General features: G+C 58.7%; 14 protein-coding genes. 13 read left to right on the forward strand and 1 reads right to left on the reverse strand.

Annotation, left to right across the window (positions count from 1 at the left end):
• The first annotated feature begins 97 nt into the window (after positions 1-97).
• From THS27_RS22045 to THS27_RS22070, 6 genes are all read left to right on the forward strand, one after another.
• Positions 98-409: a PepSY domain-containing protein gene (locus THS27_RS22045; protein WP_085594557.1), complete on the forward strand. Its 312-nt coding sequence runs from the start codon at positions 98-100 to the stop codon at positions 407-409.
• A complete protein-coding gene (locus THS27_RS22050) occupies positions 372-1757 on the forward strand; it encodes a ferric reductase-like transmembrane domain-containing protein (RefSeq protein ID WP_210402982.1) in 1386 nt (461 codons plus the stop codon). Before THS27_RS22045 ends, THS27_RS22050 begins: the two co-directional genes overlap by 38 nt.
• Before the next feature lie 175 nt (positions 1758-1932).
• A complete protein-coding gene (locus THS27_RS22055; RefSeq protein ID WP_085594561.1) occupies positions 1933-2301 on the forward strand; it encodes a hypothetical protein in 369 nt (122 codons plus the stop codon).
• A gap of 38 nt (positions 2302-2339) precedes the next feature.
• On the forward strand, positions 2340-2810 hold the full coding sequence (locus THS27_RS22060) for a DUF2271 domain-containing protein (protein ID WP_085594563.1): 471 nt from the start codon (positions 2340-2342) through the stop codon (positions 2808-2810).
• 14 nt (positions 2811-2824) lie between these two features.
• Positions 2825-5032: a PepSY domain-containing protein gene (locus THS27_RS22065; RefSeq protein WP_085594565.1), complete on the forward strand. Its 2208-nt coding sequence runs from the start codon at positions 2825-2827 to the stop codon at positions 5030-5032.
• Positions 5013-5996 carry an FAD:protein FMN transferase gene (locus THS27_RS22070; protein WP_085594567.1) on the forward strand — a complete coding sequence of 328 codons (984 nt, stop codon included), beginning with the start codon at positions 5013-5015 and terminating at the stop codon, positions 5994-5996. The genes THS27_RS22065 and THS27_RS22070 overlap by 20 nt, the downstream gene beginning before the upstream one ends.
• Before the next feature lie 144 nt (positions 5997-6140).
• Here THS27_RS22070 and THS27_RS22075 read toward each other — a convergent pair whose 3' ends face one another.
• The gene (locus THS27_RS22075) at positions 6141-6524 is read right to left on the reverse strand and encodes a YkvA family protein (protein ID WP_023007037.1); all 384 of its coding nucleotides are present in this window, start codon (positions 6522-6524) and stop codon (positions 6141-6143) included.
• A 178-nt stretch (positions 6525-6702) separates the two neighbouring features.
• Here THS27_RS22075 and THS27_RS22080 point away from each other — a divergent pair, with 178 nt between their 5' ends.
• From THS27_RS22080 to THS27_RS22110, 7 genes are all read left to right on the forward strand, one after another.
• On the forward strand, positions 6703-7383 hold the full coding sequence (locus tag THS27_RS22080; protein ID WP_004574802.1) for a cupin domain-containing protein: 681 nt from the start codon (positions 6703-6705) through the stop codon (positions 7381-7383).
• Complete coding sequence (locus THS27_RS22085) at positions 7380-7964, forward strand: TetR/AcrR family transcriptional regulator (RefSeq protein WP_004574803.1); 585 nt, start codon at positions 7380-7382, stop codon at positions 7962-7964. The genes THS27_RS22080 and THS27_RS22085 overlap by 4 nt, the downstream gene beginning before the upstream one ends.
• A gap of 59 nt (positions 7965-8023) precedes the next feature.
• Positions 8024-8800 carry an SDR family NAD(P)-dependent oxidoreductase gene (locus tag THS27_RS22090; RefSeq protein ID WP_004574804.1) on the forward strand — a complete coding sequence of 259 codons (777 nt, stop codon included), beginning with the start codon at positions 8024-8026 and terminating at the stop codon, positions 8798-8800.
• 14 nt (positions 8801-8814) lie between these two features.
• Complete coding sequence (locus tag THS27_RS22095; RefSeq protein WP_004574805.1) at positions 8815-9381, forward strand: OsmC family protein; 567 nt, start codon at positions 8815-8817, stop codon at positions 9379-9381.
• 296 nt (positions 9382-9677) lie between these two features.
• The gene (locus THS27_RS22100) at positions 9678-10286 is read left to right on the forward strand and encodes a hypothetical protein (protein ID WP_014003956.1); all 609 of its coding nucleotides are present in this window, start codon (positions 9678-9680) and stop codon (positions 10284-10286) included.
• 2 nt (positions 10287-10288) lie between these two features.
• Positions 10289-10849, forward strand: coding sequence for a recombinase family protein (locus tag THS27_RS22105; protein WP_014003957.1), 561 nt, complete (start codon positions 10289-10291; stop codon positions 10847-10849).
• A 3-nt stretch (positions 10850-10852) separates the two neighbouring features.
• Positions 10853-13072, forward strand: a 2220-nt coding sequence (locus tag THS27_RS22110) for a Tn3 family transposase (RefSeq protein ID WP_085594569.1), incomplete at its 3' end; no start/stop codon positions are given.

A 13072-nucleotide genomic window follows, 5' to 3' on the forward strand; every position in this document is an offset into this window, starting at 1 on the left:
ACGTAAAACTGAAGCCATCAAAGCCAAGGCTTCAGGCTCCCGTAAGGTTGGTCGCGTATCAGTTAGTTCAAAATGGCCGTAGCGAGGAGTTTGGCGCATGAAGAAGGTATTGACAATTCTCAGTTTTCTCGCGGCCTTTCCGGTCGGTGTCGGATCGGCTGACGATGACTGCTTTGTCCCGATGACGGACTGGCAACCCCGCGAAGCTGTTGCCCGGCTGGCTGAAGAAAACGGCTGGACGGTTCGTCGCATCAAAATCGATGACGGCTGCTACGAGATTGACGGCAGGAATGCCGCAGGTCGCCAGATTGAGGTCAAGGTTCACCCGGCCACACTGCAAGTGATCGAGATCGAATACGAAGACGATGATCATGCGCACCGCAACCGAAAAGCCAGTGATCATGAATGACGTGGCAAGAGAATCTGACGTTGCTGGCGTGACGTCAGATCATCGTTTTTTCTGGGGGTTTCCAACGTTTGCCTGGATCGTCAGTTTAATTGGACCCTTACTGGTCGCACTGGCTTGCTGTATCGTGGGCGGTCTTGGCATTGTCATCTATGCACCATTTGGTCCCTCGGCGGCCATTGGCGTAGCGCTTGGTGCCATGGCTGTTGTCGCGATGAGCCAAACCCTGATTCTTGCGACGCGCTCCAGCCTGCTGGAGCCTCTGTTCGGGGGACTGGATCGGATGTATCAAGTTCATAAATGGCTGGGTATCTCGGCGCTTGTGCTGATGATCCTGCATGACCAGTTCGAGCCCGATTTCGACCGTACAGTGCGGGAGACGAACCTCGGCGACTTTGCCAGCGACTTGGGCGAGTTTGCCTTCAACGCCTTTCTGGCGCTGATCGTGATCAGCTGGTTTCGACGTTTACCGTTCATCGGGCTTGAAATTCCCTATCAGCTCTGGCGTTTCAGCCATCGCTTCATGGGCGTTTTTTTCGCCATTGTGGTGTTTCACCAGTTCTTTGTCGACATGCCGACCGTTGCGGATCAATCCCTGTCGTGGCTTCTCAATATCTTTGGCATCTCCGGACTGGTCGCCTGGCTCCATATCGAATTCATTGCCCCGCGCCTGCGACGTCGGACATTTAAGGTCAGTGCAATCAGCCGGCACGCAGATACCACTTCGCTAACACTGGCGCCAGATGGGCGGGCCATGCGCTGGCGACCGGGGCAGTTTGCCTTTATCAGCGCCCCAGACGCCGGATTATCCGAGCCACATCCCTTTACGATTTCCAGCGCCCCGCGCTCCGACGGTACGCTGCACCTTTCTATCCGCGCACTCGGCGGCTGGACGCGGCGCCTGCCCAACGCCCTGCACGAGGGCATGCTTGTAGACGTCGAAGGTCCTTACGGGCGGTTCGACTTTCGTACGGGTGGCAGGCAGCAGATCTGGCTGGCTGGCGGCGTCGGGATTACGCCATTTATCGCCTGGGCTGAAAGCCTGACCGAGGCGGAGCACCGCAAAATCCACCTAGTCTATTGTGTTCGAACACTGGAAGACGCGATTGAGCTTGAGACTCTTCGCGCAGCAGCGCTGCGCACTGCGACGTTCAGCTTCGAGGTTATCGCAACTGCGCAGGATGGTCGTTTGACTGCAGAGCGGTTGAGCGGATCGGCACCGTTCCCCGTTCGAGAAGCTGACCTCTGGTTCTGTGGACCATCAGGACTGAAAAACGCAATCCTCAAAGACCTGAAAGCGTCAGGCCAGACGCCACGCCGGGTGCGCTACGAACATTTCACTTTTGCGTGACCGACATCTGACAAGATTGCCATGCAGCAAGGGCGTGTTTACGACACTCAACCTTCGCGATGAGTCCTCTTTCTTCCTGACGGCAAGCTGAAGCAGAAATCGCTTCGCTGTCAGGAAGCCATCAGGTCGGGTCTGCATAGTGACCTTAGCAGACAAAAAAAAAGGAGACCCTGCCATGCGAAAGACCCTCATACTTCTTGCCACTTCCACCGCGCTGACGGCCGCCATCGGGGTGCCGGCCTGGAGTGCTCTGCGAGCTCCCACCGACGCGAATTCTCAATCCTTTGGCGTTTTCGACGAAGACGCGGCACAGATACTGCCGCTCATTCTGGCCAGTAACGATGACAGTCACAGCTTTTTCAAAGGTTCCCGGAGTCGTCATGATCACGATGATGACGACGATCACGATCATGATGATGATGATGATGATTGTGACGACGGCTGTCGAGGTGGCGTTTCCAATCCTGCCCCCGCGGGCACTGTTGCGCCGCCGCAGAACGGGCTCTTTGGCAGTGGGGCGTCACCAAAGGTTCAGGTGAACTGAACCTTTAAGACATATTTCAATCCAGAAGGACTGCCACGATGAAATCACTTCTCGCAACCCTTGTTGTCACCACGGCACTGACGTTTCCCGGCGCCGCAATGGCGCGCCAGGTCACTCTCTCGACAACACTCAACAATTATGGGGGCGACGGCGCCTATCTTGCGCTTTACGTCACGGATACGTCCGGTGCTTATGTCGGCAGCCTGTGGATGGCTGGTAGCAAGTCGAAATATTATGAACATCTGACAGACTGGTATCGCGCCACCGGTGGTGACACCGCCCAGATAAATGGTATCACCGGTGCCAGTCTGGGCGCTGGCCGCACGCTTGAAATCACACTAGACCTTGCCGATACGCTGTTTGATGCGGGGTACACGCTTCACATCGACGCTGCCGTTGAGGATATGCGCGACAGCCCGAACGAAGTCTCTGTGCCGCTAACGACAAGCGGTGCAGGTACGCCGGTCAAAGGCCGTCGCTATATCGCCAGCTTCATCTACGACATTTAAAGGAGAGAAGCAGCATGATCCGCGGTCTTCATCGCTGGCCGGGCCTTCTGGCGCTGGGCATCATCATGGTTCTTGCGCTCAGTGGTGCCGCGCTATCCGTGTTTCCTGCGATCGAACACCTGTCTGCCCCTCAGGCCGAGATGGATATGAGCGTCGGCGTGTTGGCTGAGCGCATCCAGAGCGCCTATCCGGGCGTCGATCAGATCCGCCGCGCCCCGTCAGGACGGATCACCGCCTACTGGTTCGACCAAGGGGTCCCCGATGCAGCCGTGATCGACCCCGCGACAGGTAAGGGCGTGGCGTCGGCCGACCCAAATCAGGTGGAACGCTGGCTTACGAACCTGCACCGGTCGCTGTTCCTTGGTGACGCAGGGCGCATCGGGATGGCAACGGGTGCGGCGGCCATGCTGGTGCTGGCACTGTCGGGCGCGATATTGGTTGCGAGGCGCGCTGGCGGCTGGCGGCAATGGTTTGCACCCCTGCGCGGACCGTTTTCAAGCCGCTTGCACGTCGAGGTCGCAAGGGTCGCGGTGTTCGGCCTTGCAATTTCCTCAGTAACAGCCTTGTGGATGACGTCCTCGACCTTTGATCTTCTGCCTGACGGTGGTACCCCACCCCGCTTCCCCACAAGTGTCAGCGGAGATAGCGGCATCGAACTTGCCAAACTTGCAATGATCGGCGACGTCCCGGTAGCCAAGATGCGCTCTTTGAACTTCCCCTATCCCGGGGATGCAACCGATGTATTCACGTTAAAGACAGACGAGGGCATCGGCTATCTCGATCAGGGCACCGGAGAGCTATTAAGTTGGACTAACCTGTCTTGGTGGGAGCGCGTCTCGGACACTGTTTACATGCTCCATACCGGCCAAGGCGCGGCCACTTTTGGGCTGGTACTGGGGCTGATGGTGCTTGGTATACCTGTGATGGGTGTGACGGGGATTTTGATCTGGCTTTCGGGGCGGCGCAGACGTCCGGGAATTCGCGGCAACCAACCGGCTGGGCGGGCGCATACGATCCTTCTTGTCGGTAGCGAAAGCGGCAGCACCTGGGGTTTCGCCGCCACGCTGCACGCAGCACTTACAGAAGCGGGGCAGCGTGTCCATGTCGCATCAATGTCCACTTTTACACCTGACCGCTATGCCCGCGCCGAACGCATCATTTTCCTTGCCGCGACCTATGGCAACGGAGATGCACCGGCATCTGCCAAGGGTTTCCTTGATCGCCTCAAAACGCTTGACCACGCGCCAGAGATTCCAATGGCAGTGCTTGGCTTTGGTGACCGCAGCTTTCCGGCATATTGCGCCTTCGCCAAAGCCGTCGCCGAACTGGCGGAGACAAAGAAGTGGCCGGAACTGATGCCCTATGACACCGTTAACCGCCAGTCACCGCAGGATTTCGCACGCTGGGGCCAAGCACTTGGGGACGTGCTGGGGATCAAGTTGGAACTCACCCATCAGCCGGTCCTGCCGCAGACGGATATGCTTACCCTTGTTTCGCGCCGCGACTACGGGGCCGAGGTACAAGCACCGGCAGCGATCCTTCGCTTCGCGCTGCCGCGGTCGACGCTTTGGCAACGGCTGACCGGAGCAGGATTTTCACGCTTTCAGGCCGGTGACCTGATTGGTATTCTTCCCGAAGGATCCACCATGCCACGCCTCTATTCACTTGCCTCTTCGCACCGCGACGGCTTTATCGAGATCGTGGTGAAAAAGCACCCGGGCGGCCTTTGTTCAGGTCAGTTGACCGCGCTGAAGACCGGCGAGACAATTTCCGCTTTCCTGCATCGCAATCCCGGATTCCAGCCCGGCAAAGGCCACGGGCCCCTCCTCTTGATCGGTGCGGGAACAGGCATCGGTCCTCTGGCAGGTTTTATCCGCGGCAACGTGGGGCACCGGCCCATTTATCTCTTTTTCGGGATGCGTAACCCCGACAGCGATTTCTTTTACAGCGACGAAATGCAGAACTGGCAGGCTGACGGTCGTCTTTCCCGGCTCGTTCTTGCCGTCTCGCGCGGAACATCACCATGTTATGTACAAGACGCGCTGCGTAAAGACGCCGCAAACGTCACCCGGCTCATTCACGATGGCGCACGCGTCATGGTGTGTGGCGGGCGTGAAATGTCTGCGGGTGTCGCCGATGCCCTGACAGATATCCTGGCAGCTAGTGTGGAAACTCCTGCCACACTAAAAGCGGAGGGACGGTATGTCGAAGATATCTACTAAAGCGATACGTAATGCGCTTAATGGCCCCACCATGGGCACGCGCTGGTCGGCGTTGTTCTTCACCCCACAAGAATACGATGTTGCCCCCGTGCAATCCGCCTTACAGACAGCTGTAGATGAGGTGGACTCGCAAATGTCGACCTGGAAGCCAGACAGCGATCTGATGCGCTTGAATGCGGTGCCAGTCAATCAATGGGTGGATGTTCCGGCACAGCTTCTCTATGTCCTGCGTCTTGGGCTTGAAATAGGACATACTTCGGACGGTGCGTTTGACATTGGCATGGGAGATGCTGTGACAGCTTGGGGGTTCGGACCTGAGAACGCAGAACCCGAGCAGATCCGTGCCGCAATAACCGCGTCGCGCATACCGGCCCATATCGCTCTTGAAACAGGCGATGGTTGCATCCGCAAGACCGCCCCGCTCACGTTGGACCTCAACGGCATCGCCAAAGGCCACGGTGTTGACCGACTTGCCCAAATACTCACCGATTTTGGCATCACAGCGGGCCTTGTCGGTATCGACGGCGAAATGCGCGCAATCGGGCTTAGATCGGACGGGGCACCGTGGAGCATTGCCGTAGAGGCACCCGATCCAGCGCGTCGCGCCCCCCGTTCGATCCTCGCCTTAACAGATGCCGCCGTTGCGACCTCCGGGGACTACCGTCACTGGGTCGAGATCCAAGGACGCCGCTTTTCGCACACTATGGATCCAAGCAGCGGCGCGCCGATCCTCCGTTCCCCGGCATCAGTCACCGTTGTTGCACAAAGCTGTGCTGAGGCTGACGCTTGGGCGACCGCACTGATGGTGCTTGGACCAGATCGGGGTGCTGAACTTGCACGAAAACGCGGGCTCAACGCGCTTTTCCTCATGCGTGATGATGACCAGGCTATAAGAAGTCTTAAAGTCGGCGCGCTTTTTTCCACCGAAACCTCAACCATAGAGACCGCGACTATGACGAAGTGATTATGTTCGCAAGGGACACCAATTCTCCTGAGCCGCGTCAATGCCGAGGGTCGGCAACGATTCTGACGAAATCCTCCAAAAAGCGCATTAACCATCTGTTTTACAAGCCTTAAATTAACTATTTCATCACGTGCAGACGATGCGTTACCTGCTGTATTCCCACACCCAGTAGCCAAAAGCCGTGGCACATAAAAGCCATGTGCCAATAACGACTGCGGCCGCAACGTGGCTGATCGGCTTGATTGCCACTTTAGCTGCTTTCGAGCGACTTGCTTCTATCACATTCGATGGCGTCAGCTTGATGACAAGGACGATGCCCAGCGGGACCAAGATAATGTCGTCAAGATAGCCCAGGATCGGCATGAAGTCCGGAATGAGATCAATTGGACTCATGGCGTACGCTGCGATTGCGAGCAGCCGAACGACTATGGGGGGTATTCGGGTCTCGCGCCACAAAATAACCGTCAGCGCATCATGCTGAATGCGTTTTGCCGCAGCTCGCAGCCTGCCAAAGATCACGGTAGACATCTAACTACTCCTTGGGGACGATAGAGAATTCGGAAAAAATCGTACGCTAAGCTTCGCGAGTTCTTGTAACCAATTCATTGTTTTTTCAATGGATGAAAGAAAATGGCGAAAGCTATTTGACAAACAAATCGGGATCTTATAACTTACCTACCAAGTAGTCGGTAGATGAAATAAAGCCATGAAACTCAATTCAGATCTTTCGCAGCGTGTTGTCGTCGAGCCTTCAAGCTTACAGTGGGTCGATTCGCCAGCGACCGGGATTCAACGCCAGTTACTGGAGCGTGATGGCGACGAAGTGGCGCGTGCCACCTCGATCGTGCGATACGCGCCGGGCTCCGCTTTTGAAAATCATAAGCACGACTTGGGCGAGGAGATTCTGGTCCTGGACGGCGAATTCAGCGACGAATCCGGGACCTTCGGGCCTGGGACTTACATCAAGAATCCACCAGGTTCTTCGCATGCACCGAGCTCCGCGACGGGTTGCACGTTGTTCGTCAAGCTGCGCCATCTTGATCTAGCCGACAGCCAACGCACCGTGGTCGACACCCGTAACGGCCCCTGGTTTCCAGGCCTCGTGCCGGGTCTGTCGGTGATGCCACTTTCTGAGTTCGACACACAACATACGGCTTTGGTGCGCTGGGCCCCGGGGACACGATTCAATTCGCATCGTCACTACGGCGGTGAAGAAATCTATGTGTTGGAAGGCGTCTTTGAGGATGAGTTCGGAAGCTACCCTACCGGCACATGGATGCGCAGTCCGCATTTGAGTGCTCACCGTCCCTTCAGCAATACAGGCTGCACCATCCTGGTCAAGACAGGCCACCTGCCAGTCGCCGAATCAAATGAGGCGCTTGCATGAAGCATTTCTCCGAAATCTCGCCGACCGCCGAGCGGGTGGTCGATGCCGCTGAAGGGTTGGTACAGCAGCACGGCTACAACGGCTTCTCATACGACGACGTGGCCCAGTTGGTAGGCATCAAAAAACCAAGTATCCACCACCACTTTCCCAAGAAGGGTGAACTCGTGGCCGTGGTCGCACAGCGCTACACGCACCGGTTTCGTGAGGAGTTGCTGAGCATCGAAGGGCAGCATGCGAAAGCGCCTGACAGGCTAACTGCGTATGCGGCACTTTTCGAACGCACCTTCGCCAAGGACCGGCGCCTTTGTGTCTGCGGCATGTTGGGTGCCGAGTCGGACTCGCTGCCGGACGCCGTTGTGAGCGAGGTCGAGCGATTCTTTAAAGTCAATCTCGACTGGTTGACTCTTGTCGTTGCCGATGGTCAGCGTGCCGCGCTGATCACCTCGAATTCCACCCCAGAGGCTCTCGCAGAGGCATTCTTGTGCGCGTTGGAAGGCTCGATGATGGTGGGCCGTGGCATGCGGTCGTCACGCGGACCGGCCGAAGTTGGAAACACTTTTCTTTCCACCGTGTTGACCTGAGGTCGGCACTTTTTTTGCAACACAACCCTACCATTTAGTTGGTAGTTAAGGAGATTATTATGAGTACTGAATTTAATGGCAAGAAGTTGTTGGTCATCGGCGGCACTAGCGGGATGGGACTGCAAACTGCCCGCATGGTTCTTGAGCAAGGCGGAAGCGTCGTCATCGTCGGTCACCGTGAAGACAAGGCCGAAGAGGCCCGCAAGGCGCTGTCGTCGTTGGGCACCGTGACCGCCCTGACTGCCGATCTCTCGCGAGCCGAAGATGTGAAGCGACTCCTGCATACCATCGATGAACACCACAAGGACATCAATCTTCTGGTCAACGCGGCTGGGGTGTTCTTCCCGAAGGCGTTTCTTGAGCACACGGAAAGTGATTACGAACAATATTTGACGTTGAATAAAGCGTTCTTCTTCATCACACAAAAAGTCGTGGCCAATCTCGTGGCCAGCGAGCGTCCCGGCGCCATTGTGAACATCGGCTCGATGTGGGGCAAGCAGGCGATTGCGGCTACGCCGTCGTCCGCGTATTCGATGGCAAAAGCAGGTTTGCATTCGCTGACCCAGCACCTTGCGATGGAGCTGGCATCCAAACAAATCAGGGTCAATGCCGTTTCTCCGGCGGTTGTCGAAACGCCGATTTACGAGGGATTCATACCCAAGGCCGAGGTTCATGGCGCCTTACAGGGATTCAACAGCTTCCACCCAATCGGCAGGGTTGGGACGCCACAAGACGTCGCCGAGGTCATCCTCTTCCTGTTGTCGGACAAGGCAGCATGGGTGACGGGCGCAATCTGGGACGTTGACGGCGGCGTGATGGCCGGGCGTAACACATAATGGGGGAACGAGAAATGAACACAAACATTAAAGGAACTCCCGGCAACGGGATCAACGTCGGCGCATTGCGTGAGTTTGCAGATCAGGTCGCAGCAAAGCCCGCCGCAGGCATCGCGACGTTCGGCGTCGTGACAACCTGGGAGGGTGGCACCCGGACGCGTGCGCGAACCATGCCGCTCGTACTAGGTGACACGGCCTTGGCGCGCGGCTTTGTCATCGACGCGGACGAACCGGCAGAATTGCTCGGTACCGACACGGCCGCTAATCCACAAGAATTGATCCTGGCTGCGTTGAACGCATGCATGACTGCAACCTACGCGGCAAATGCGGCGGCAATGAACATCGAGTTGCAATCGCTGACTATCCGCACGAAGGGAAGCCTCGATCTGAGAGGTTTTCTTGGAATCGATCCTGGGATCAATCCAGGGTACGACCAGGTCGAGTATGAGGTCGAAATGGAGTCGTCGGCGGATTCGGCGGCGCTGAAAGCATTGCACGCGCAGGTGCAGCGAACATCGCCGAATTACCACAACTTCGCGAGAGCCATTGATCTCAAGGCCAAGCTGACCATTCTCCAATGATCGAGTCAGTGTTTCCCGTGGTTGGCTGACGGGAGGCCAAACCAGATGCGCTATGACGGAAGGTTCAACCTTCCGTCATCACGTTCTCTGGAATACGCAGTGTCAATTTGAGGTATACCCTAACTGGATGTCAGGCAGAACCGCGCAGCTCCGTCAGAATAGAGTCTTCTTTCGCATTCTTTGACACATGCCCGCAAAGGTCATAGATTTCAGCCTGACAAAAGCAGGGCTTGAGGCGCAACGGAACAGAAAGTGCACTTAGCCCCCTTGCTCACCTTCAACGCGGAGTTGTTCTGATGACCTTTCTATGGGTTGGATTAGGGTTGGTAGTCGCCGGGCTGTGGTGGGGAACGGTTGTCTGGCGGCGGGAGCAGGCAGACCCTTGGATAAATCCACCAACTCCCGAGGCGCGGCGTTTGCTTCGAGCCGCGAGCCTGCATTTGCATTGCCACATTCTCGGCAGGCCTGCGGTAGACCAGGACGCGCCGTCGTTCGTTGGGGTAGATGCCCTCCAGGCACTTTATCTACGTGACGGGGTGATCTTTTTCGAGAAGGGGATCGCCACCTTGCCGGATGGAACCCAAGTCGAGCTGGGGGCACTCACTCATGAAGTGCTCGAAGTGCTTCGAGAAACCTACAGCGCCTTGGATGCCGCTTCAGCAGTGATCACTGACTATGCCACCACCTTCAATACTCCCGAAGAGTTAGAGAAGAGCGAGAATGAAATCCTGCGAAAGATCGCTGGCTACGGGAACATGTACCCGATGCAGAGCGCGATCGCTCGACTGGCATTGTTACTCAATCTCGATCCCGACAAGAACGATGTTGGGATTGGCGGCAAAGTGTTGTGGGAGCGCATCCGCCGTTGGCGTTGGCCCGAGCGCCATTTCTCGGCGGAGCAGTAGGCGTGCAGGGACATCGCATTGGCTACGTCCGGGTCAGCAGCTTCGACCAGAACCCGGAACGCCAGCTGGAGGAGACCGAGGTGAGCAAGGTGTTCACCGACAAGGCCTCGGGCAAGGACACTCAGCGCCCCCAGCTCGAAGCGCTGCTGAGTTTCGTCCGCGAAGGTGACACCGTGGTAGTGCACAGCATGGATCGCCTGGCGCGCAACCTCGATGACCTGCGCCGCCTTGTGCAGAAGCTGACCCAGCGCGGCGTGCGTATCGAATTCCTGAAAGAGGGCCTAGTCTTCACCGGCGAGGACTCGCCGATGGCCAACCTCATGCTGTCGGTGATGGGTGCCTTCGCCGAGTTCGAGCGCGCCCTGATCCGCGAGCGGCAGCGTGAGGGTATCGCCTTGGCCAAGCAGCGTGGCGCGTACCGAGGCCGCAAGAAAGCCCTGTCCGATGAGCAGGCTGCTACCCTGCGGCAGCGAGCGACGGCCGGCGAGCCCAAGGCGCAGCTTGCCCGCGAGTTCAACATCAGCCGGGAAACCCTCTACCAGTACCTCCGCACGGACGACTGATACATGCCGCGTCGCTTGATCCTCTCGGCCACGGAGCGGGACACCCTGCTTGCGTTGCCAGAAAGCCAGGATGACATGATCCGCTACTACACCTTCAACGACTCCGACCTGTCGCTGATCCGCCAGCGGCGCGGCGACGCCAACCGCCTAGGCTTCGCGGTGCAGCTCAGCCTGCTGCGCTACCCCGGCTATGCGTTGGGCACCGACAGCGAGCCGCCCGAGCCGGTCATCCTGTGGGTGGCCAAGCAGGTTCAGGCCGACCCGGCGAGTTGGGCGAAGTACGGCGAACGCGACGTGACCCGCCGCGAGCACGCCCATGAACTGCGCACCTACCTGCAACTGGCCCCGTTTGGCCTGTCCGACTTCCGCAACCTCGTGCGCGAGCTGACCGAGTTGGCCCAGCAGACCGACAAGGGCTTGCTGCTGGCCAGCCAGGCTCTGGAGAGCCTGCGGCAGAAGCGGCGCATCCTGCCGGCGCTGAGCGTAATTGATCGGGCCTGCTCGGAGGCCATTGCGCGGGCTAATCGGCGGGTCTACCGCGCCCTGGTCGAACCACTCACGGACTCGCACCGTGCCAAGCTGGACGAACTGCTGAAGCTCAAGGCCGGCAGCAGCATCACCTGGTTGACCTGGCTGCGCCAGGCACCGCTGAAACCCAACTCTCGGCACATGCTTAAGCACATCGAGCGGCTGAAGACATTTCAGCTGGTGGACTTGCCCGAAGGGCTGGGCCGGCACATCCACCAGAACCGCCTGCTCAAGCTGGCCCGCGAAGGGGGGCAGATGACGCCCAAAGACCTTGGCAAGTTCGAGCCGCAGCGGCGCTACGCGACCCTGGCCGCCGTAGTGCTGGAGAGCACCGCGACTGTGATTGATGAGTTGGTCGATCTGCACGACCGCATCCTGGTCAAGCTGTTCAGCGGCGCGAAGCACAAGCATCAGCAGCAGTTCCAGAAGCAGGGCAAGGCGATCAATGACAAGGTGCGCCTGTACTCGAAGATCGGCCAGGCTCTGCTGGAGGCAAAGGAAAACGGCAGCGATCCGTACGCCGCCATCGAGGCGGTGATTCCCTGGGACGAATTCACCGAGAGCGTCAGCGAGGCCGAGCTGCTGGCCCGGCCGGAGGGCTTCGACCACCTACACCTGGTCGGCGAGAACTTCGCCACCCTGCGCCGTTACACGCCGGCCCTGCTGGAGGTGCTGGAACTGCGCGCTGCACCGGCCGCGCAAGGCGTGCTGGCGGCCGTGCAGACCCTGCGCGAGATGAACGCCGACAACCTGCGCAAGGTGCCGGCGGATGCCCCTACCGCCTTCATCAAGCCGCGCTGGAAGCCGCTGGTGATCACCCCGGAAGGCCACGACCGACGCTTCTACGAAATCTGCGCGCTGTCCGAGCTGAAGAACGCCCTGCGCTCCGGTGACATCTGGGTCAAGGGTTCACGGCAGTTCCGCGACTTCGACGACTACCTGCTGCCGGCAGAGAAGTTCGCCGCGCTCAAGCGGGAACAGGCCCTGCCCCTGGCGATCAACCCGAACAGCGACCAGTACCTGGAAGAGCGCTTACAGCTGCTGGACGAGCAGTTGGCCACCGTAACCCGGCTGGCCAAGGACAACGAGCTGCCCGATGCCATCCTCACCGAGTCCGGGCTGAAGATCACCCCGCTGGATTCTGCGGTGCCCAATACCGCGCAGGCGCTGATCGACCAGACCAGTCAGCTGTTGCCGCGCATCAAGATCACCGAACTGCTGATGGATGTGGACGACTGGACGGGTTTCAGCCGCCACTTCACCCACCTGAAGGACGGTGCCGAGGCCAAAGACAGGACATTGCTGCTGTCAGCAATCCTGGGCGATGCGATTAACCTCGGGCTGACCAAGATGGCCGAGTCGAGCCCCGGCCTGACCTACGCCAAGCTGTCCTGGCTGCAAGCCTGGCACATCCGCGACGAAACCTATTCGGCGGCCCTGGCCGAGCTGGTCAACCACCAGTACCGCCATGCCTTCGCCGCCCACTGGGGCGACGGCACCACCTCATCCTCCGATGGCCAGCGCTTCCGGGCGGGCGGCCGGGGCGAAAGCACCGGGCACGTCAACCCGAAGTACGGCAGCGAGCCGGGGCGACTGTTCTACACCCATATCTCCGACCAGTACGCACCGTTCAGCACCCGCGTGGTGAATGTCGGCGTGCGTGACTCCACCTATGTGCTCGACGGCCTGCTGTAC

The organism is Thalassospira sp. MCCC 1A01428 (assembly GCF_002115825.1).
Taxonomy (GTDB): domain Bacteria; phylum Pseudomonadota; class Alphaproteobacteria; order Rhodospirillales; family Thalassospiraceae; genus Thalassospira.

Bases quoted from the DNA above. Each gene is read 5' to 3' on its own strand.
- THS27_RS22090 (WP_004574804.1), top strand. From the start codon at position 8,024: ATGAGTACTGAATTTAATGGCAAGAAGTTGTTGGTCATCGGCGGCACT.
- THS27_RS22050 (WP_210402982.1), top strand. From the start codon at position 372: ATGCGCACCGCAACCGAAAAGCCAGTGATCATGAATGACGTGGCAAGA.
- THS27_RS22080 (WP_004574802.1), top strand. From the start codon at position 6,703: ATGAAACTCAATTCAGATCTTTCGCAGCGTGTTGTCGTCGAGCCTTCA.
- THS27_RS22060 (WP_085594563.1), top strand. From the start codon at position 2,340: ATGAAATCACTTCTCGCAACCCTTGTTGTCACCACGGCACTGACGTTT.
- THS27_RS22100 (WP_014003956.1), top strand. From the start codon at position 9,678: ATGACCTTTCTATGGGTTGGATTAGGGTTGGTAGTCGCCGGGCTGTGG.
- THS27_RS22095 (WP_004574805.1), top strand. From the start codon at position 8,815: ATGAACACAAACATTAAAGGAACTCCCGGCAACGGGATCAACGTCGGC.
- THS27_RS22045 (WP_085594557.1), top strand. From the start codon at position 98: ATGAAGAAGGTATTGACAATTCTCAGTTTTCTCGCGGCCTTTCCGGTC.
- THS27_RS22070 (WP_085594567.1), top strand. From the start codon at position 5,013: ATGTCGAAGATATCTACTAAAGCGATACGTAATGCGCTTAATGGCCCC.
- THS27_RS22065 (WP_085594565.1), top strand. From the start codon at position 2,825: ATGATCCGCGGTCTTCATCGCTGGCCGGGCCTTCTGGCGCTGGGCATC.
- THS27_RS22055 (WP_085594561.1), top strand. From the start codon at position 1,933: ATGCGAAAGACCCTCATACTTCTTGCCACTTCCACCGCGCTGACGGCC.
- THS27_RS22075 (WP_023007037.1), bottom strand. From the start codon at position 6,524: ATGTCTACCGTGATCTTTGGCAGGCTGCGAGCTGCGGCAAAACGCATT.
- THS27_RS22085 (WP_004574803.1), top strand. From the start codon at position 7,380: ATGAAGCATTTCTCCGAAATCTCGCCGACCGCCGAGCGGGTGGTCGAT.